This window comes from Nitrosococcus wardiae, assembly GCF_004421105.1.
GTDB classification, from domain to species: Bacteria; Pseudomonadota; Gammaproteobacteria; order Nitrosococcales; family Nitrosococcaceae; genus Nitrosococcus; species Nitrosococcus wardiae.
On sequence record NZ_CP038033.1, the window covers coordinates 3,659,977 to 3,680,195 of the forward strand.

Below are 20,219 nucleotides of genomic sequence, written 5' to 3' on the forward strand. Positions count from 1 at the left end.
AATAGGCTTAAAGACTTCTATTTTTTATAGACCATGGAGGGCTAGGAAAGAGTTCCAAAAGAAGGAAACAGATGGCGGGAGAGAAAAGAGATGGCCTAAAATTAAAAACTCAGAATCCCTCCCACACCGTAACTAATCGGTCCACGACAGTATCGAGTTCTTCCTCGGTATTGAGAATATCCGGCCCTAAGCGCAAATAGCCCTCCCGGGCATCGGTCCGAACACCCTGGGCCGCCAACCTTTGGGACAGCTTCGCCGCCTCGGGATGGGGAATCGCTACAAAGGCGCCACAGTCTATAAGGGAGCCAAAGACTTTGATAGCGTGGCCGGCTAATCTTCCCCTTAGGCAAGACAATTGCGCTAAAGAATACGTCCGCAGCCGCTCCACGCCAAGGGCTAAGGTCAAATCCAGTCCAGCTCTGGCCTGGTAAAAGGGCAATATGGCAGTCGTGGATTCAAGAAAAGCATTTCCCCCCCGAGCAAAGCGGGGAGATGAGGGGCGCTGAAAGGCAAAGGGAGCCTCCTGGGCAAACCAACCCGTATCCAAAGAAACCAGCGAACCGTCTAAGTGGCGGGGATGTAAATACAGCCAGCACGCACCCGGACCGCCGCGTAAGTACTTGTAGCAACCCCCGATGGCGAAATCAGCCCCCAGTGCTTCCACCTCTACTGGGAACACCCCGACAGCATGGTAGAGATCAACCAGTACGCGAGCACCCCGCTCTTGAGCAGCCCTCGTGAGCTGCTGTAAATCAGCCAGTCTCTGGCCGGTGACAAACATAACCATGGAGATCACCACCAGATCGGTATGTTCTCCCATGGCCGTCAGAACATCCTCCAGATGGTAATGCCCCTCCTGATCGGGCTCCACAAAGGTCAAGGCAATTCGATCCCGCTGGGCATAAACCTTCAAAATAAAATCAATGGAGTTGAACTCGCCTCGAGTGGTGATTACCCGAATTTTTTGGTCATAGCAATTGAGAACCGCCCGTAGTGCCTGACCGGCGCTGGTTTTAGGCGCAATACTGTCAGGGCGGGAGGCCTGGAGCAATTGGGCCACTCGCTCCCGAAAAGTCTGGATCGCCTCTTGCCAATCTTCCCAGACCTCATCCAGGCGCTGATACCAACCATCCAGACCGGTAGCCACATCTTGGGCAGTGCGATCCAAGGGCCGGCCTAAAGAGTGATTGGCAAGATAGATTTCACCTGCTGAATGGCGAAGAACCCGGGAAAAAAGCGGATGAATATGGTGAATTAACCCCGCCTCAGTCAGTGGCTCCACCCCTAAGGCCCGGACCGCCTGCTCAATCTCGGACACTGCCAATCTCCGTGCGCACATCCAGCAATTCCGGGAAAAAGGTAAAATCCAGGGCCTTTTTGAGATAGGCTACTCCTGCCGATCCCCCCGTCCCAACCTTATAACCAATAATCCGCTCCACCGTTTTCATATGGCGAAAACGCCACAGTTGGAACTGCTCTTCCATATCCACAAATTTCTCACACATGGCATAGGGGTCCCAATGCTGCCGAGGATTCTCATAAATCGCCTTGAACACGGGGATAAGTTTAGGATTACGTTGGTAGGGCAAAGACCAATCCCGTTTTATGGATTCTTGGGGCACAGCATAACCTTGCCGAAACAAGTGGCGCAGAAATTCATCATAAATGCTGGGCCGTTCCAGCATCGCCTGCAATTTGGCATAACTTTCCGGATCATCCTTAAAGATTTCCAGCATCGCTCGCCGTTTATTCCCTAGCGTAAATTCAATGGCCCGATATTGCATCGACTGGATTCCCGAAGCCTGCCCCAGCACATGGCGGAATTGGGCATATTCACTAGGGGTCAAGGTGGCTAATACCCCCCACTGGGAAAACAACTGGGCCTGAATTAATTTGATACGGGCAAAAATTTTAAAACAAGGCTCTAAAGTATCCGCCTCCATATAGGCAATAGCGGCCTCCAGTTCATGCAGAATTAACTTCATCCACAGTTCTGTGGTTTGGTGCTGAATAATAAACAACAACTCATCGTGGTGAGGGGGTTCACTGCGAGGATTTTGAGCACTCAGTATCTGATCCAAACAGAGATAATCTCCATAGGTCATTTTATTTTGGAAATCCGTTTGGATTTCCCCTTCAAAGCTAGTCTCTTGTCTCTGGTTTGACATGACGATCACTTTAATTAAAAAGAACATACATTGAATGGAGAAACTTTCAATCACTCAGGGTGTCCACATGGGTAAGGATTCCCCGAATTGACAAATGAAGACTTTGCAACTTTTATTTTTAGACTAGCAAATATTCAATTTGTCACGCTGTAAAGGCAAAGTAAGCAAGCAATAGTATTTGTCCCTATGGCCACACCCCACGCCCTACAAACTTCTCCCTCCGGTCATCCAATTCCTGAGGATAAATTCGACCTTTTTCAATATGCGGAAATGCTCAGATTTGGTGATCTCCATTTCCATCTCGACCCGGCTACTCAACTTCAGGCCGTAGTCGCCATTCACAATACCCGCTTGGGGCCGGCATTTGGCGGTTGCCGCTGTGTTCCCTATGCCTCTACCCAAGACGCTATTCAAGATGCCATGCGGCTCGCCCAGGGGATGAGCTACAAAAATGCCATGGCGCGTTTGCCCTATGGAGGAGGGAAAGCGGTACTTATCCAGCCACCGGCGATCAAGGACCGGGAGCCCTACTTTGAGGCTTTTGGCCAATTCGTGGAAAATCTAGGGGGACGCTACATTACCGCTGTCGATAGCGGCACGTCAGTGGCGGATATGGATTATGCCGCCCGGCGCACTCTCCATGTCCTTTGTACTTCAAGGCACCGGGGAGGCAGCGGTGATCCCTCACCCTACACGGCACTTGGCGTTCGCCTCGGCATTCAAGCCGCGGTGGCCTATAAATTCAAGCGATCTGATTTAGAAGGTCTCCACGTGACCATCCAAGGCGCTGGCCACGTGGGTTATCATTTAGCCAAGGAACTCCATGCGCGGGGAGCACGCCTGAGTATTTGCGATATCAATGAAAAAGCGGTCCAGCGCTGTGGGGATGAATTTAATGCCCAAGTAGTGCCACCAGAAGCGGTTTATGATTTACCTTGCCAAGTATTTGCCCCTTGCGCTTTAGGAGGGGTGATCAATGATCACACCCTACCGCGACTGCAGGCCTCCATCATTGCCGGTGCAGCCAATAATCAATTACTCGAGTCCCGACATGGAAAAATCCTCCAGGAGCAAGGAATTCTTTATGCTCCAGATTATGTGATTAATGCTGGTGGCGCTATCCGCGCCGTGATTGAAGAAGAAACAGAACTCAAGGCCAAGATAGAGAATATTTACCCTACCCTCATGGAGATCTTCCAACGGGCGGGCAATAGCCACCAAGCCACCAGTGAGATTGCTGATCACATGGCGGAAGAAATCCTCTATGGACCCCCAGGAGAACCCACTATACTTACTAAATAAACTTAAAAATACCGGATTTTTTTAAAGTGCCCATTGCCTTTTCGCTCCAGGGAACGGACAACGAAAACCGATGAGTTGGCTTGCACGTCGAACCCCAAAAACAGGAGAGTGCCTTGGCTACTGTCGTCCATTTCGAAGTCCACTATACCCAGTACCTCAACGAAAAAGCCGAAATTATCGACTCCCTGCCTCCCTTTGCCGAAGACCCTAAAAATCTGCTTCCGCTCTACCGGGCCATGACCCTGACCCGCCTCTTTGACAAGAAGGCGGTGTCATTACAACGCACGGGACAATTAGGAACCTATGCTTCTTCCCTGGGACAGGAGGCCATTTCCGTGGCCATCGGCCATGTCATGGTTCCCGAAGATACCCTCCTGACCAGTTACCGGGAATATGGGGCCCAATTGCAGCGAGGCGTCACCATGACCGAGCTGCTCCTTTATTGGGGAGGTGATGAGCGCGGCATGGCCTATCAGGGGTCCCGCCAAGACTTTCCTATTTCTGTTCCGGTTGCCAGCCAAATCCCCCATGCGGTGGGAGTGGGCTATGCCATAAAACTGCGGCGTGAACCCCGAGTGGCAGTGTGCGTACTGGGAGATGGGGCCACTTCTAAAGGGGATTTCTACGAAGCCATTAATGCTGCTGGAGTATGGAATTTACCGGTAGTCTTTGTTATTAACAACAACTGCTGGGCCATCTCGGTCCCTTTGGAAGGTCAGACCCATGCCCAGACCTTAGCCCAAAAAGCCATTGCCGCCGGCATCCCCGGCGAGCAAGTCGACGGCAATGATGTGATCGCCCTCCGGGACCGCATCGATAATGCCGTAGAAAAAGCCCGGCATGGCGAAGGGCCGTGCTTGATTGAAGCCCTCACTTATCGGCTTTGCGATCACACCACCGCTGATGATGCCAGTCGCTACCGAGAACAAGCAGAGGTGGAAACCCGTTGGGGCTTCGACCCCCGCCAACGGCTGCGGACCTATCTCACCCAAGTCGGCGCTTGGGACGAAACACAGGAACAGGCCCTCCAAACGGAATTCAGCCAACAAGTTGAAGAAGCCGTTCAGAAATACTTGGATACGCCTCCCCAAGCACCGGAAAGCATGTTTGATTATCTCTATGAGACCTTGCCCACCACCCTGAGCGGGCAGCGCCAGGCGGCCATTGCCAGGGGGAAAGCCCATGCCTGAAATTACCTTAGTGGAGGCGGTCAACCTGGCCCTGGCCCATGAAATGGAAGTGGATGAAAGGGTGGTGGTCCTGGGCGAGGATGTGGGGGTCAATGGCGGCGTATTCCGCGCTACGGTCGGTCTTCAAGCCCGTTTTGGCAAGGAGCGGGTGTTTGATACCCCCTTAGCCGAAGGACTCATTGCGGGAATGTCCATTGGCCTGGCGGCAGAGGGGCTAAAGCCCATCGCCGAAATTCAATTTATGGGGTTTATCTATCCGGTCATTGACCAAATCATTAACCATGCCTCTCGGCTCCGCAATCGCACCCGCGGCCGGTTGACCTGTCCCATGGTTCTCCGGGCTCCCTATGGCGGAGGTATCCATGCCCCAGAGCACCATTCCGAGAGCACCGAGGCCCTATTTGCCCATATTCCGGGACTGCGGGTTGTCATCCCTTCTTCGCCAACCCGCGCCTACGGCCTGCTCCTGGCGGCTATTCGGGATCCCGACCCGGTGATTTTCCTGGAGCCCAAACGGATTTACCGATTGGTCAAACAGGACGTTGCCGACGATGGCGAGGCTCTCCCCCTAGATGTGTGCTTTGTGCTGCGAGATGGCACCGATGTCACGCTTGTGGCCTGGGGAGCCATGATCCACGAAACCCTTGCCGCTGCCGAGAAGCTGGAACAGGAGGGGATTAGCGCCGAAGTAATTGATGTGGCCACGTTGAAACCCCTCGATATGGGAACGATTTTGGAGTCGGTCACCAAAACCGGGCGCTGCGTGATCGTCCATGAGGCGGCACGCACTTGTGGGGTCGGTGCCGAAATTGCTGCCCAGTTGGCCGAACAGGGTCTGCTGAATCTGCTGGCGCCTGTCCAAAGGGTCACCGGCTATGACACCATCATGCCCCTCTTTCGTCTGGAAAAACAGTATCTACCCGATACCGACTCTATCGTGGCCGCAACAAAGAAAACATTGGAGTTCGCATGAACCGTATCTTTAAGCTTCCGGATTTGGGGGAAGGGTTGACCGACGCTGAAATCGTCGAATGGCACGTTAAAGCCGGCGATGAGGTCAAAATAGACCAACCCTTAGTGGCGGTGGAAACGGCCAAGGCCATCGTGGACATTCCCAGCCCTTACCAGGGCCGCATTGACAAACTGTATGGAGAAGCAGGGGATATCATCCACGTGGACGATCCTCTGGTGGAATTCGAAACCGAAGGGGCCCAACCCCAACCGGAAAAGCGGGAGGATACGGGCACGGTCGTGGGCAAGGTGGAAGCAGGCAAGGAGGTGGTCCAAGAAGCGGCCACCCGAGTAGGACAAGTTCCTTCAGGCATTAAGGCCACTCCTGCCGTGCGTGCCCTCGCCCACCGCCTGGACGTGGATCTCTCCATTGTCACCCCGACGGGTGCTGATGGCATGGTTACCGCCGCAGACGTCCAGCGGGTGGCGAAGATACTAGCTGAGGTGGGTCCCCTGGAACCCTTGCGGGGAGTCCGCCGGACCATGGCTCGGGCCATGGCGACTGCCCATGCAGAAGTGGTCCCGGTCACCGTCAATGATGATGCGGACATCCAGGCCTGGGGCCCGGAGGAAGACATCACCCTGCGCCTCATCCGCGCCATTGTCACCGCCTGCCAAGCCGAACCCGCCCTGAATGCTTGGTATGACAGTCATGCCATCGGGCGGCGGATACTCAAGAAGATTGATCTTGGCATTGCCGTCGATACCCCCAATGGGCTTTTCGTACCGGTCTTGCGGGATGTGGGCAACCGAGAGCCGGCTAACCTTCGCCAGGGACTCGATGCCATTAAGCAGGCGGTGCGGGAGCGGAAACTCCCGCCCGAAGAATTACGAGGCTATACCTTTACCCTCTCCAATTTCGGCACCTTTGGCGGACGCTACGCCGATCCCGTGGTGGTGCCACCCACCGTTGCCATCCTTGGCGCTGGCCGTCTCCATGAAGCGGTGGTTCCTGTCAACGGCAAACCGGAAATACACCGTATTCTCCCCTTGTCGTTAACCTTCGATCACCGCTCGGTCACCGGCGGTGAAGCCACCCGCTTTCTGATGGTAGCGATTCAGGACCTGGAAAAGGCCGAGTAAAGCATAGTGCCCAATAAACACCACGTAGGCCGGATTAAGCACAGCGTATCCGGCAATGTATTCTGCCGGAAACGACCTAAGGCCTTATTGCTGCGCGCCCCCCCTGGCGCGCGCCCTTCGGGTCTCCTACGGAGGTCCCGATTCGCTCCCGGCGAATCAGTCCGGTCTACCTAGAGCTAATCAACAGCTCCATAAATTCATCCACAGGCATGGCCGCCAAACGCTCTTGATCGGCAAAAAGATCCAAAATCATCTGACAGCGCTCTGAAGGAAAACGACCGTGCAAGCTGTTCTGAAATTTTTCTATCAACAAGGGTAAGGCCTCGGTACGCCGCCGCCGGTGCCCCAAAGGATAGTCCACCTCCACCCGGGAAGTGGCACTGCCATCACCAAAAAAGACCTGGACCCCATTGCCAATCGCCCGTTTTTCAGGATCTAAATAATCCTGGGTAAATTCCCGCTTCTCGACGACCTCCATCTTCTCCCGCAGGGCGTCAATCCGGGGATCACGGGCCCGCTCATCTTCGTAATCATTCATGGTGATCCGGCCGTCCAGCAAAGCCACCGCTACCATGTATTGCAAGCAATGATCCCGGTCTGCAGGATTGTGGAGAGGACCGGTCTTGTCGATAATTCGCACGGCCGACTCCTGGGTCTCAATCACAATCCGCTCTATTTCCCGCCAGCGGGGCATCACCTGGGGATGCAGTGTAATGGCTGCCTCAATGGCGGTCTGGGCGTGGAACTCCGCCGGATAGGCCACCTTGAAAAGGATATTCTCAACCACATAGCTACCCAAAGCCCGGGGTAAGGCAAAGGGCCTTCCCTTGAAAAGCACCTGGTAAAACCCCCAACCGGAAGCCGTCAAGGCTGAAGGGTAGCCCATCTCCCCCTGCAAGGCCATAAGAGCCAGACGCACCCCCCGGCTGGTGGCATCACCAGCGGCCCAACTCTTGCGAGAGCCGGTATTGGGGGCATGGCGATAGGTCCGCAAGGGACCCCCATCCAGCCAGGCGTTGGAGAGGGCATTGATGACTTGCTCTCGGGTTCCCCCTAGCAAAGCAGTGGCCACGGCGGCACTGGCGACCCGCACCAGCACCACATGATCCAGTCCCACGCGATTAAAGGCATTTTCCAAAGCCAGGACACCCTGGATTTCATAGGCCTTGATCAAAGCGGTTAACACCTGGCTCATCGGCAGCGGCGACCCTCCCTCTTTCTGCCGCCGCCGACTGAGGTAATCGGCACTAGCTAGAATGGCACCCAGATTGTCGGAGGGATGCCCCCATTCGGCGGCCAGCCAAGTGTCATTGAAATCCAGCCAGCGGATCATGCAACCAATATTGAAAGCGGCCTGCACCGGATCGAGGGTATGCACCGTTCCCGGCACCCGGGCACCTTCGGGAAAAACAGCACCGGGGACAATAGGACCCAACAGCCGGGTACAGGCAGGATTATCAAGCGCAAGCAAAGCGCATCCCAGGCTGTCCATTAAACAATAATGGGCGGTCTCAAAAGCCTCAGGACGGGTGATTTCCTCCTGGATCACGTAATCCGCAAGAGTAGTCAGTACCTTATCCGGTGGCGGCCGCTGGGCTGAACGTCTGTCATTGATCATGGAAAGAGCTCTCTAACCGCGCTGCCCAATAGGCACAAAATCCCGGGGCTCAGGGCCAATATACTCGGCCGTGGGGCGGATCAACCGGTTGTCGGCCCGTTGCTCCATAATATGGGCGGCCCAGCCAGCAACTCGGGAGCACACAAAGAGGGGCGTATAAAGGTCAATGGGAATCCCTAAAAAGCGGTAAGCCGGCGCCACATAAAAGTCCAGGTTGGGAAATAATCCCTTCTCCTGCTTCATAACCGCTTCAATCCGCTCGGCAATGGGAAACAAACAGCTGTCCCCCACCCGTTCCGCCAGTTGCCGGCACCAATCCTTGATAATGGCATTCCTCGGGTCAGCTTCTTTGTATACCCGATGGCCAAAGCCCATGATTTTTTCTTTCCTGGCGAGCGCCGCCAGAATTTCTCGCTCGGCCTCATCCGGGGTTTGGAAACGATCGATGAGTGCCATCGCCGCTTCATTGGCCCCCCCATGCAAAGACCCCCGCAGAGTCCCAATTGCCGCCGTGACAGCGGAATAAAAGTCAGAGAGGGTGGAAGCCGTCACCCGGGCAGCGAAAGTAGAAGCCGCAAACTCATGCTCAGCGTAAAGAATTAAAGAGACATCCAACACCCGCCGGGGAATGGCCTCCGGGGTTTCCCCGTGTAACAGTTTCAAAAAATGCCCTGCCAGAGACTCCTCTTCCGTAGGGGTACCAATACGGGTACCCTGATGATGAAAGTGGTACCAATACAGCAGCAGGGAAGGCAACAAGGCTAGCAAACGATTAGCAATATCCCCTTGCTGCTCCAGATCGATTTCGGGCTCAAGACAACCCAGGGCTGAACAGCCGGTACGCATCACATCCATGGGGTGGCTATTGCCCGGTAAGGCCTCTAACACCGGTTTGAGTTCCTCGGGGAGACGGCGCAGGGATTGTAGTTGTTCCCGGTATTCTCTAAGCTGGGCGCTGCTGGGAAGCTGGCCGTAAATCAGCAAATAAGCAACTTCCTCAAAACTGGCCTGCTCAGCCAGCATCTCAATAGAATACCCCCGATAGGTCAACCTCTTGGCTTCCTTCCCCACCGTACTAATGGCTGTCCTGCCGGCGATAACGCCAGCTAGACCGCTACTGACCGTTTCTGGACTCATGGTTTTTTCTCCTTTGACGGACGCGCATCCCGTTGGCGTTCATAGTCATAGTACCCTAATATTTCATAGAGCTCTTCCCGGGTTTGCATCTGTTCAATTAAATTTTGCTGGGTCCCCTCTCGACGCAGGGTTTCATAGACTTGTAAGGCCGCGGCGCTCATAGCCCGGAAAGCACTTAAGGGGTACAACACCAATCGAACTCCCGCCTCTCCCAATTCCTGGACAGTCAATAAGGGGGTACGTCCAAACTCGGTAATATTGGCCAGCACGGGGACTTTCACCGCTTGGGTCAAATGTTGATACTCCTCCAGGGAGCTTAAGGCTTCGGCAAAAATCATATCCGCTCCAGCCTCCACATAGCTCTGCGCTCGAGCCACTGCTGCCTCCAATCCCTCTAGGCTATAGGCATCGGTGCGGGCCATAATCACCAACCGTTCATCTCTGCGCCCCCTGACTGCCGCCGCCACCCGAGCCCTCATCTCCTCGATATTAACCAAGGTCTTACCTGGCCGATGGCCGCAGCGTTTACCCTGTTCTTGATCTTCTAGATGCAGTCCTGCAGCTCCAGCCCGGCTCAGGGTTTCTACGGTATGGGCAACCATCAGGGCATCTCCCCAGCCGGTATCTGCATCCACTAACAGGGGTAAATCCGTCACCGCCACGATACGGCGGACCTCTTCTGCCACCTCGGTGAGGGTTGTCAGACCGAGATCCGGCAGGCCAAAGGAAGCATTGGCCACCCCTGCCCCGGAAAGATAAAGAGCACGGAAGCCAGCCCGTTCGGCAAGCAACGCCGCGTAGGCATTAATGACCCCCGCTACTTGCAAGGGCCGTTCCACATTGACAGCAACCCGCAAACGGGCGCCAGGGGTATTGTTTTCAGTCACAAGCTTTCTCGATAACTAGTTTTGCCGGAGACGCCATGCTTAATTCGGCCTACGGGCTATTTATTAGCACACCTAAGTAAGCCGGACCGATTCGCCGGGAGCAAATCGGGACCTCCGCAGGGGGCGCGCCAGGGAAGGCGCGCATCAATGAGGCCTTGGGCTGTTTCCGGCAAGGTATCCATCCCCATAGAAATCAGTGAACAATGGTGACCGTCGCGTTAGCGTGGTGAATAACCTTGCCGCTCACGCTACCAAGCAACAGCGACTTAATCCGGGAAAGGCCACGTCGCCCCATGACGACCAAAGGTTCGGTCTGCTCCCCCACGTAGCGGATGATCTCCTCGGCAGGGTCGCCAAAGAGGATCTGCTCTTCCACTTCCCGTTGCTGATCGCCAATGGCTTGGTGAGCTTTGTCGAAAGCCTTGCGGGCGGATTCTTTTTTGGTGTGCTCGATATCTTCCTGGGACAGTTGGGACATTCCCATAATCTCGCTGGGAGTTGCAGGAAACACATAGATAAACCTCATTTTCCGCCCCGTCGCCTTGGATAGGTTATCCGCGAAGCGTGCCGCCCGCTGGGAACCCTCAGAGCCGTCTACAGGAACGATGATGACTTTAAACTCAGCACTCATAGCGTCAATTCCTTCACTTAGATGTTTGAACTGATTTTTATCTCTAATGCATCCTATTATTTACGCTAAAATAGCCTTTTAATCCTGATACTGGATACCATTAGTAATCCCATTATCGCAAAAACAACAGGCCAAAAGGATAAACTCCCAGGGAAAATAAGTGATACAGCATATAATAGGGGAAAAATAATGCCATTAATCGTAATGGGAACCCCTTCGAAATCTTTTTGTTGAGAGATGTTATAACGAGCTAGGCGCAACATGCCACAAGTGACAAAAAAAAGAAGAATCGTGGTAATAAAAGTGCTAGGAAAACTCAACATATAATATAAGAACGTTGGTGCGACTCCAAAAGAAACCAGATCAGCCAAGGAATCAAGCTGTCTTCTGAAAGCGTTTTTTTGTCCCATGAGTTCCGCCACTTTACCATCCAGCGTATCTAAAACAACTGCCACTAACAACAATGATGCGCCCTTTATAAACCCCCCTTGGGCGAAGAAAAAAATCGACAACATACCACTGCACAAGTTTGCGACTGTAAAAAGATGCGAAACACCTATTAAGCCAATGATCTTCATATAAAAACCTATAATTCCCTGAGGCTCTATTGCAACTCTCCCTGGTAAGAATAGCTTTCCCTTTCCGATTTGCAGCTTGAACCACTCATCCTTTAAGGAATTCTGTGGAAAAATTTAAGTCCAACGGAGTAATTTCCCTCCGATAGCACTGATTTCATCAGGCTTCTTTCTAAATTAAATCGAGGTGTTCAGCGTTCCCATGGAGGAATTGGAAAAACTCAGGATCCAACGCGTCCCGAAAACAAAGTCTCACTGGGTCTCCAAGTCCCATCGAAAAAAGCTGGCTTTACCAATCAGCTTACTCTTTGGGATTGCCCTCATTTATTTATTTTTTACCGGAACCTTTAGTTCTAGTGTTGAAGTGACGGTGGGGACTGTATCGGTAAGCTATCCTGCTCGGGAATACACCCTCTTCAATGCTACAGGCTATGTGGTCCCCCAAACCAAGGCCGATATCGCCTCTAAGGCCACAGGCCGGTTAGAAGCCCTAGAAGTGGAGGAAGGAAGCCATGTCAAGAAGGGCGATATCGTTGCCCGACTGGAAAATCAAGATGTCTTGGCCAGCAAGGAACGGGCTAAAGCCAATGTCGCCGTTGCCCACGCCCAACTGGCGGAGGCCAAGGCCGAATTAAAGGACGCTACTGTCGCCCTGGCACGAGCCAAAAACCTCGTCAAAAAAAATTTCATTCCGCAAGAAGCCTACGATGCCGCCGTGGCACGCCATGATAAAGCCATCGCCGCCGTTCAAAGTGCCGAGGCCAACATCTTGGCGGCTGAAGCGAACTATGAAGAAGCTAAGGTCGCAGTGGAATATACCCTCATCCGAGCCCCCTTTGACGGCGTTATTTTAAAAAAACACGCCGATCTGGGAGATGTAGTGGCACCCTTCTCCTCCACGACGCAATCCAAGGGGGCCGTAGTCTCCATGGCGGATATGAATACCCTTCAAGTAGAAGCCGATGTCGCGGAGTCAAACTTGACCCAGGTCAGGGTCGGCCAACCCTCCGAGATCCAACTGGATGCCCTCCCCGGAGAACGATTCCGTGGTCGGGTCCATATGATAGTCCCCACCGTGGATCGAACCAAGGCCACGGTACTAGTGAAAGTCCGCTTCGTAGAGCTGGATGAGCGAATTTTGCCGGATATGAGCTCGCGCGTCTCCTTTCTCTCAAAAGAATTATCCCCCCAGGAACAAAAACCCCATACCGTAGTGCAGGCTTCCGCCCTGGTGATGGAAGGGGATCAGCCCTATGTCTTCCGTGTTAACGATAACACGGCCCATAAAATACCGGTAACCTTGGGAAAAAGGCTGGATGAACAGGTCATTGTGCAAAGGGGGCTTAACCAAGGCGATAAGATTGTTCTGAATCCACCAGACAAATTGAGGGACGGCACCCCGGTAACGTTGAATCAAACCGACTGAGTTCATGAAAAACATGGTCGAAGTAAACAACGTCAGCAAATCCTACCAACGGGGCAATCAGATTATCCCCGTACTAGACAACATTAGCCTGACCATAGCGGAAGGTGAGTTTATCGCCCTCATGGGACCTTCCGGCTCAGGGAAAAGCACTCTGCTGAATTTAATTGCAGGTATCGATACCCCCGACCGGGGCAGTTTGTTAGTCAACCATATTGATATTGCCACCCTATCTGAGGGAGCACTCGCCCAATGGCGGGCCGAGAATGTGGGATTTATTTTTCAATTTTACAATTTGATGCCCGTCCTAACCGCCTTTGAGAATGTAGAGCTGCCGTTGCTGTTGACGGATTTATCTCGAAAAGAACGGCGGGAGCATGTGGAGCTGGTGCTAGCCATTGTGGGTCTCCAAGATCGGATGGATCATTACCCTTCACAGCTTTCTGGCGGCCAACAACAACGGGTGGCAATTGCCCGCGCGGTAGTGACTGATCCAACCATCATCGTCGCCGATGAACCCACCGGGGATCTGGACCGTGCCGCTGCACGAGAGGTGCTAAACCTCCTTCAACGGCTAAACCGAGAACTCCATAAAACCGTGATCATGGTCACCCATGACCACTTGGCTGCTGAACGTGCCCATGTGATCAGGCATTTGGATAAGGGCGTATTGAATGATCAACCCCCTCCTATCCCCTCCTGAAAGCCCATTCCAAGATCCTATTAGGAAATGCGCTACTTAGTTCTTTTAATCGTTAGAAATGCTTTCCGCCAGAAACTTCGCACCGTCTTAACCGTTGCCGGCATCATTGTCGCTACAGTGGCCTTTGGTTTGCTGCGCACGGCGGTGGATGCTTGGTATGGCGGATCGGAGGCGGCTTCAGCCACCCGCCTGATTACGCGCAATGCTATCTCCTTGGTTTTTCCCCTACCTTTGAGCTACAGAAACAAGATCCAGCAAGTTGAAGGAGTTGCCGCCACCAGCTATTCCAATTGGTTTGGCGGTGTTTACATTAGCGAAAAAAATTTTTTCCCCCAATTCGCCATCGAACCCCGCAGCTACCTTAAGCTTTATCCTGAATATGTGCTTTCGCCCCAAGAAAAAAGGGCTTTTTTTAAAGATCGACGAGGCGCCATCGCCGGCAGGAAACTAGCGGAAACATATGGATGGGAAATCGGTGATGTTATCCCGCTTCAGGGCACCATTTACCCCGGCGACTGGAACTTTGTCCTGCGGGGAATTTATGAGGGAACTAGCGAAAAAGTTGACCAAACCCTCTTCTTTTTTCACTGGGAATATTTAAATGAAAAGTTGAAACAAGTTGGATCGGAACGAACCGACCATGTGGGTATCTATGTCGTCGGCCTAGAGAACGCAAGCCAAGCCGCCGAAGTCTCACAGGCTATCGATGATCTTTTTGAAAACTCGTTGGCGGAAACCCTCACAGAAACTGAAAAAGCTTTTCAACTTGGATTTGTCGCCATGACCGAAGCCATCGTCATGGTCATTGAGGTGGTCTCTTTTGTCATTATCATTATTATTATGGCGGTCACGGCCAATACCATGGCGATGAGTGCCCGGGAACGGAAACAGGAATACGCTACCCTCAAGGCTCTAGGTTTTCCAGGCAGTTTTATTGCCATGCTAATTTATGGAGAATCGGTGATAATTGCAATGACCGGAGGCTTGCTGGGGCTGTTTTTTCTTTACCCTGCGGCAGATCTCTTCGCAAGCAAGATCGGTACTTTCTTTCCGGTCTTCAAGGTCACCCAAGAAACTGCCTGGCTGGCAATAGGCGTCGCGCTTTTGGTAGGACTTGCCGCTGCGGCTATTCCTGCCTGGCGAGGGGCCACCATCCCCGTGACTGAGGGTTTTAGCGAAATTGGTTAGCCATGAATCTCTCCTTCTCCTATATTCTCCGCAATCTTTGGACTCGTAAACTCACGACGCTGCTGACAGCCATGGGGATGGCATTGGTTGTCTTTGTCTTTGCCACGGTACTGATGCTTTCCGAAGGATTGGAAAAAACCTTGGTGGCAACAGGGAGCCCTGATAACGTCATTGTTATTCGGCGCTCAGCTGAAACTGAGGTCCAAAGTGTTATCGATCGTGAACAGGCAACCATCATTGTCAGCCTCTCGAATCCCGCCTCTGGTCCCGCAGGAAAACCGCTGGTCTCCAAGGAATTGATGGTGCTGATGGTGCTTACCAAAAAAGACAGCGGTAAGCCCGCCAATGTCACTGTCCGGGGCATTTCCGATACCGGCTTAGTGCTCCGCCCCCAAGTTCATTTAACGCAAGGAAGAATGTTCCGCCCTGGCGCACGGGAAATCATCGTGGGCAATAAGATAGTTCAGGGTTTCACTGGCATTGGCATAGGGGAAAAGCTTCATCTAGGATTGGGGGAATGGACCGTTACTGGCATTTTCGATGCTGGCAAAACAGGATTTGGCTCCGAAATTTGGGGGGATGTGAATCAACTCATGCAGGCTTTCAGGCGTAACGCTTACTCTTCTGTCATCTTCAAGCTGGCAGATCCCACCAATTTTGAGCAAACCCAATCCCGGATAGAAAATGATCAGCGGCTGACGGTAGAGGCTAAACGGGAGAGTCAATTCTATGCTGAACAATCAGAAATGATGTCCCGTTTTCTTGAGATCTTAGGACTATCCTTAAGCGCAATTTTTTCTATCGGGGCAGTGATTGGCGCCATGATTACCATGTATGCTTCAGTGGCAAACCGTACCGCTGAAATTGGCACATTGCGCGCTATCGGCTTCCCCCAACAAAGCATTTTACAAGCCTTCCTTTTGGAATCCCTCGCCCTGAGTCTCACAGGCGGTGTCGTCGGCCTTGCCATCGCCTCGTTGATGCAGCTACTAACCATTTCCACCATGAATTGGCAAACTTTCTCCGAGTTGGCTTTTAGCTTCACTTTAACCAAAGCGATTGCATGGCAGTCAGTATTGTTTTCCCTAGTGATGGGCCTCGTGGGAGGTTTTTTACCGGCTATTCGCGCCGCCCGGATGAATATCGTCGATGCCCTGCGGGCGGCTTAGTCATGCCTATCCCGAAAAATAGCAGGCCTTACCCGGGATTCAAAAAGTTGACAGCGGGATGTTTTTAGCCATAGATTTCTTTAATAGCGAGAATGGGTTTCAGCTCAAACTATGGATATAAGTAGAAAAAGGACGGAAAGAGAAAACACAGAAAAAATATTTGCTGACATAAATACCAAAACCAAACCTACCGTAAGTTAGGGACGGAAAGCCACGGATCCCAATTAGGATGGCCGGACTGCCGAAGGTGACGCGTTAAAGTCACGCACGGTAGCCCGACTTTTTTGTGTGGGCGACTATGAAAACAAAAATATCATTATGCCTTAATTTAGGGTAATAAGAACAATATATGAAAAGGGGGAAATATGGCTTTTCTCATTCATTATCACTTCTTGGTAGTGAGCTTTTTATCTGCATTCCTCATGGCCTGCGCTGGCAGCCAAACCTTGCTGGGTAAAGGAGGCTCCATGGCAACGGATTCAGGCGGTGAAGATAGAAGGAGATGGGGTTACCGGCTGGGTTTCCTCGCGTTATCTCCGTCAACTGCAATAGCCTCAGAGAAAAGAATGATTTCGAGTATTTGCCTTCTAATCGGCTTATAGCGATGCTTTTGGCGTGAAGACGTAAAAAACGACTTAAAGTTGGCGTTTTGTAGAGGTTAATCCATGCCCATGTGTCCGTCTCCTAGCAAAAGGCTTTTTTGTCCTTTCAAGAGATATTTTTAATATAGCCCTTATTGCTTTATTTATTTTACCGAGGAGCTTTAATATGAAAAAGAAAAATATTCTTGCCTTCCTGGTATGCTTGCCCGTACTTCTTATTGCAGAACGGGGATTTGCTCAGGATAACGACAACAACTGTATGAAGCAACACTTGTGGGGCTCAATTCAGAGACTGTCAGAGACTTAATGCCCGGCGATAGTGATTTTTTTACATTTGAAGTTCCAAATCCCCATGCGCGGGTGACAGTGAGCACCATAGGGGAGACAAATACCACCGGCCGGCTTTTTAAATTAAATGAAAGTGATGGTAGGTTTACTTACCAAAATATCCGAGACTTCCACAGTGGTTTTGACCTCAACTTCCTTATCAGCAAAGCACTGGAAAAAGGCACCTATTGCGTCGAAGTCACAGGGCACAATAACGACGACGTGGGTGATTATTTATTTCAAACAACGGGCGCGTTTATTCCGGCCGGCTCCTGCTCCGGGGAAGCCGTGTCTCTCTCTGCAACCAGCTTGGACTTTGGTGCTGTGCCTCAAAGGAACGTGCGCCGTAAACTTATTATCCTGGAAAATACCGGCGAGGAGCCACTGTTCATTGACTCCGTTACTCTGGCAGGCACCAATCCCGCGCAATTTGGTATAGTCAATGACACCTGTTCAGGACACATTCTTCAGCCAGCGCAGCTAAAGGGAAGAAAAAGATGCTCGCTAAGGCCAGCTTTTGCGCCCCTCGGCCCAGTAGGGCTAAAAACCGCCAATCTCTTGATTTCTTGCAATGCCCCTGACAGTCTGCCATTGAAGGTTAAATTGAAAGGGCATGGATTTATCCGGCAATAATGTGCTGAAAGAAAAACCGGCTGCATCATGCGGCCGGCTTTTTTCTTGCCTGGAAAAAAAGCTTGAGCACCAGCGCCGAAAAAGAGAAAAGGGGGTAGGGAATCTTTAAAAATTCACCATTCCATGTAAAGCTTAAAGCGGTACTACCATTGATTTTGCTAAACGCCTTATAAGTTGCCTGTACGGCAGTGAACTGCCCGGCACAATACCGCCGTGGCGTGCCATTTTTCTAAACCGCCTGCGCGGCGGTGAACCGTAACTTAAAGCTAAAAAACACAACAACCACATAGACTTACATTGAGCATTAGCCTAAAACCTTCCATTCTTTAAAACTCGGATAGCTATTTGTTATTATTTCCTTAATAACCTTTATGCTTATAGCGGCACCCGAAGACCTGCTACTATCTCCAGGTAATCGGGATGTTCCGGAGTAATAAAACCTCGTCGTATCAGAAAGTCAATGATCACCAGATTGCAATTTCTCTTGAATGACTCGGTTTCCTGGACCAGGGCTGCCACTTCCTCCACTGGCCAGAGATAAAACTCCTCCACTTCGCCATCCTGGCATTGGGGCACGAAATCAGGCGGCAATTCTAAATCATAGCAGTACATCACATCAGGTTTGAAACCTTCTTGGGTCTCAAAGCGATAGGAAATATAACCTACGGGAACTGCCTGAGAAGCCACTTCAACAGGGATAGCCGCTTCTTCCCAACACTCTTTGGCTAGATTTTCCTGCAACGGAACGCCGTGGGGCACGCCTCCGGCCACCAGGTTATCAAGTTTGCCAGGAGCACTCCATCTATTGCGGGAACGCCGGCCAATCCACATTTTTAACTGGCCCCCTTGATTGACACAACCGTTCAGGTGCTGGCCGAAAGCCCGGACACCTAAATAAGGGGCTGAACCGCGATCAATCACAAATAGGGCTTTTTCCCGGGAAGAAGTGGTCACCGCATATTCTTCCCCATGCCAACGGGGAATGATTTTTTCCTCTACCAAGGCCTCCAAGACGGCTCTCACCTCCTGCGTTCGTTCCTCAAAAGACTGGAGATCGGGAACAAGGTGGACTGCTGTCGGCGACACCCGGAAAATTGCCGGCCAATCTCGCAGCTTTTCAGCAAAAGCAGATTTGATATGGCCTACCTGGAGCCCATCCACATAAAAGGGGCGGAAATTCTTCAAAATATAGCAATTACAGTTCCTGATATGGTCAAGATAGCTCATCCTGCACCTTTGTCTATCATGGCTATAATTATCCCTTATAAAAATTTTACCATTAAAAAAATGCCATGTGCCTACAATGCCACAGGGGCAGAGTAGAGAATCTACTGGCCAGGTTCTACCCACTAAGTTTATGATCTCGGTTGCAGCGACTGCCATAATCTAATATCACAGTTTTCCCGAAATGGACTGCTCAAATTAGAATAAAGAAATGCCGATCAAACAACCATTGCAGTCAGTATAACTGCATTAATGAATACAGGGGGTGGTGATCATGACGCAGAGGAAAATATGGATTACAGCACTAGGGCTCCTTATTGCCTCAGGGGTCACGCTAGCTCAAGAAGAAAAAACAACCATTAATTTTGGCCATAACGGGACTTGGTTTAATCCTAATACCAGTGGCCAAGGCTTTTTTATTGATGTAATTCCTTCAAGACAAGAAATTGTCGCCTCCTGGTTTACATTCAATATATCAGGCACCGGGCAGCGTTGGTTCACTGCGCAGGGAACCTTTGAAGACAATCGGGCAGAACTCACATTGTTGGAAACCACGGGGGGTGTGCTCAATGATCCCACACCGGTAGCTACAACCGAGGTGGGAACCTTGACTTTTGAATTCCAAAACTGCACCAATGGAACTGCGAGCTTCAATATTCCGGGGGAAGGGTTAGCGGGGGCCATGTCGATTATTAAATTAGTGCCGGATGTGGTTTGCAACAATTTCGCCAATGGCTCGCTTATTGTTAGAGACTGACAATAGCAGGGGACAGACCACGTTACTTGCCAGCTTGTAGGGGCAGGTGAGCAGTGAGAAAACGACCGTATTCTTCTAAAAGTATCGCCTGGCTGGACAACGACAGTTTTTGGCGCTGCGGGAGTTGTTTTGGCCTGTTTCGGTTCCTCTCTTACTGATTTTTGGGGAAGTTTAGCCACCTCAGGGGGTTCCTCGGGGTACAGCCACTTGCTCGTCTCTCAGGGGAGAGGTTGTCGTCGGCGCCTCAGGACTTGGGGAGGAAACCGCAGAGGGCGTCGGCTCTTTTTCTGCCCCTACCACCAGTAGAATCAGTAAGCTAGTGATCACTGTAATGGCCAAGGTACGAAGTCCCGTCCATAGCCAGAACGTACCGCTAATTTTTCCAAGAAAAGCCCCTAGCAAGAAGATGATTCTAAATGCCACGGCAATGGAAATTTCCCAAGGGCCCAGAGGCAGCACAACCCCATATTGGTTAAGCCATAGGGGTGAGATAATAAACATGGCAATAAAAAACGGCGAACCACCGTTAACCAAAGCAATCAGTAAGGGGATCAATCGGGCTGTTTTGCCATGGGCGGAATGGGTTAAAAC

Annotated in this window: 19 protein-coding genes and 1 riboswitch; of the genes, 10 read left to right on the plus strand and 9 right to left on the minus strand. The window is 51.7% G+C overall.

What is annotated here, in order from left to right; all coding sequences use genetic code 11:
• Positions 1–109: 109 nt before the first annotated feature.
• Both E3U44_RS17215 and E3U44_RS17220 read right to left on the minus strand, forming a co-directional pair.
• A complete protein-coding gene (locus E3U44_RS17215; RefSeq protein WP_240761639.1) occupies positions 110–1,318 on the minus strand; it encodes an aminotransferase class V-fold PLP-dependent enzyme in 1,209 nt (402 codons plus the stop codon).
• A complete protein-coding gene (locus E3U44_RS17220) occupies positions 1,305–2,168 on the minus strand; it encodes a tryptophan 2,3-dioxygenase (RefSeq protein ID WP_134359310.1) in 864 nt (287 codons plus the stop codon). The genes E3U44_RS17215 and E3U44_RS17220 overlap by 14 nt, the downstream gene beginning before the upstream one ends.
• Positions 2,169–2,354: 186 nt before the next feature.
• Between E3U44_RS17220 and E3U44_RS17225 the strand changes: the two genes are divergently transcribed.
• The 4 genes from E3U44_RS17225 to E3U44_RS17240 all read left to right on the plus strand — a co-directional run bounded on the left by E3U44_RS17225 (position 2,355) and on the right by E3U44_RS17240 (position 6,754).
• Positions 2,355–3,470 carry a Leu/Phe/Val dehydrogenase gene (locus E3U44_RS17225; protein WP_134359311.1) on the plus strand — a complete coding sequence of 372 codons (1,116 nt, stop codon included), beginning with the start codon at positions 2,355–2,357 and terminating at the stop codon, positions 3,468–3,470.
• Positions 3,471–3,583: 113 nt separating this feature from the next.
• Complete coding sequence (pdhA, locus tag E3U44_RS17230) at positions 3,584–4,660, plus strand: pyruvate dehydrogenase (acetyl-transferring) E1 component subunit alpha (RefSeq protein WP_134359312.1); 1,077 nt, start codon at positions 3,584–3,586, stop codon at positions 4,658–4,660.
• A complete protein-coding gene (locus E3U44_RS17235; protein WP_134359313.1) occupies positions 4,653–5,633 on the plus strand; it encodes an alpha-ketoacid dehydrogenase subunit beta in 981 nt (326 codons plus the stop codon). The genes pdhA and E3U44_RS17235 overlap by 8 nt, the downstream gene beginning before the upstream one ends.
• Positions 5,630–6,754, plus strand: a complete 1,125-nt coding sequence (locus tag E3U44_RS17240) for a dihydrolipoamide acetyltransferase family protein (protein WP_134359314.1) — start codon at positions 5,630–5,632, stop codon at positions 6,752–6,754. Before E3U44_RS17235 ends, E3U44_RS17240 begins: the two co-directional genes overlap by 4 nt.
• 166 nt (positions 6,755–6,920) lie before the next feature.
• Here the strand turns inward: E3U44_RS17240 and E3U44_RS17250 are convergent, their stop codons facing one another.
• The 5 genes from E3U44_RS17250 to pssA all read right to left on the minus strand — a co-directional run bounded on the left by E3U44_RS17250 (position 6,921) and on the right by pssA (position 11,605).
• On the minus strand, positions 6,921–8,372 hold the full coding sequence (locus tag E3U44_RS17250) for a bifunctional 2-methylcitrate dehydratase/aconitate hydratase (protein ID WP_134359315.1): 1,452 nt from the start codon (positions 8,370–8,372) through the stop codon (positions 6,921–6,923).
• A 12-nt stretch (positions 8,373–8,384) separates the two neighbouring features.
• On the minus strand, positions 8,385–9,509 hold the full coding sequence (gene prpC / locus E3U44_RS17255) for a bifunctional 2-methylcitrate synthase/citrate synthase (RefSeq protein WP_134359316.1): 1,125 nt from the start codon (positions 9,507–9,509) through the stop codon (positions 8,385–8,387).
• Complete coding sequence (gene prpB / locus E3U44_RS17260) at positions 9,506–10,396, minus strand: methylisocitrate lyase (RefSeq protein ID WP_134359317.1); 891 nt, start codon at positions 10,394–10,396, stop codon at positions 9,506–9,508. Before prpB ends, prpC begins: the two co-directional genes overlap by 4 nt.
• Positions 10,397–10,589: 193 nt before the next feature.
• Entirely contained in the window at positions 10,590–11,027 is a 438-nt protein-coding gene (locus tag E3U44_RS17270; protein WP_134359318.1) for a universal stress protein, read from the minus strand.
• 65 nt (positions 11,028–11,092) lie between these two features.
• The gene (pssA, locus tag E3U44_RS17275) at positions 11,093–11,605 is read right to left on the minus strand and encodes a CDP-diacylglycerol--serine O-phosphatidyltransferase (RefSeq protein WP_134359319.1); all 513 of its coding nucleotides are present in this window, start codon (positions 11,603–11,605) and stop codon (positions 11,093–11,095) included.
• A 199-nt stretch (positions 11,606–11,804) separates the two neighbouring features.
• Here pssA and E3U44_RS17280 point away from each other — a divergent pair, with 199 nt between their 5' ends.
• The 5 genes from E3U44_RS17280 (at position 11,805) to E3U44_RS17300 (ending at position 17,647) form a co-directional block, all read left to right on the plus strand.
• Positions 11,805–13,028 (plus strand): efflux RND transporter periplasmic adaptor subunit, encoded by a 1,224-nt coding sequence (locus tag E3U44_RS17280; RefSeq protein WP_134359320.1) that lies wholly within the window; start codon positions 11,805–11,807, stop codon positions 13,026–13,028.
• Positions 13,029–13,032: 4 nt separating this feature from the next.
• Positions 13,033–13,728: an ABC transporter ATP-binding protein gene (locus E3U44_RS17285; RefSeq protein WP_134359321.1), complete on the plus strand. Its 696-nt coding sequence runs from the start codon at positions 13,033–13,035 to the stop codon at positions 13,726–13,728.
• 27 nt (positions 13,729–13,755) lie between these two features.
• Positions 13,756–14,916, plus strand: coding sequence for an ABC transporter permease (locus tag E3U44_RS17290; protein WP_134359322.1), 1,161 nt, complete (start codon positions 13,756–13,758; stop codon positions 14,914–14,916).
• Positions 14,917–14,918: 2 nt separating this feature from the next.
• On the plus strand, positions 14,919–16,085 hold the full coding sequence (locus E3U44_RS17295; RefSeq protein ID WP_134359323.1) for an ABC transporter permease: 1,167 nt from the start codon (positions 14,919–14,921) through the stop codon (positions 16,083–16,085).
• 170 nt (positions 16,086–16,255) lie between these two features.
• A riboswitch (cyclic di-GMP riboswitch) is annotated at positions 16,256–16,331 on the plus strand.
• A 662-nt stretch (positions 16,332–16,993) separates the two neighbouring features.
• A complete protein-coding gene (locus tag E3U44_RS17300; protein ID WP_134359324.1) occupies positions 16,994–17,647 on the plus strand; it encodes a pre-peptidase C-terminal domain-containing protein in 654 nt (217 codons plus the stop codon).
• Between the two features lie 375 nt (positions 17,648–18,022).
• Here E3U44_RS17300 and E3U44_RS17305 read toward each other — a convergent pair whose 3' ends face one another.
• Positions 18,023–18,874 (minus strand): DUF4743 domain-containing protein, encoded by an 852-nt coding sequence (locus tag E3U44_RS17305; RefSeq protein ID WP_134359325.1) that lies wholly within the window; start codon positions 18,872–18,874, stop codon positions 18,023–18,025.
• 271 nt (positions 18,875–19,145) lie between these two features.
• Between E3U44_RS17305 and E3U44_RS17310 the strand changes: the two genes are divergently transcribed.
• A complete protein-coding gene (locus E3U44_RS17310; protein WP_240761640.1) occupies positions 19,146–19,628 on the plus strand; it encodes a hypothetical protein in 483 nt (160 codons plus the stop codon).
• A gap of 180 nt (positions 19,629–19,808) precedes the next feature.
• Here E3U44_RS17310 and E3U44_RS17315 read toward each other — a convergent pair whose 3' ends face one another.
• Positions 19,809–20,183, minus strand: a complete 375-nt coding sequence (locus E3U44_RS17315) for a hypothetical protein (RefSeq protein ID WP_206054833.1) — start codon at positions 20,181–20,183, stop codon at positions 19,809–19,811.
• Positions 20,184–20,219: the final 36 nt, after the last annotated feature.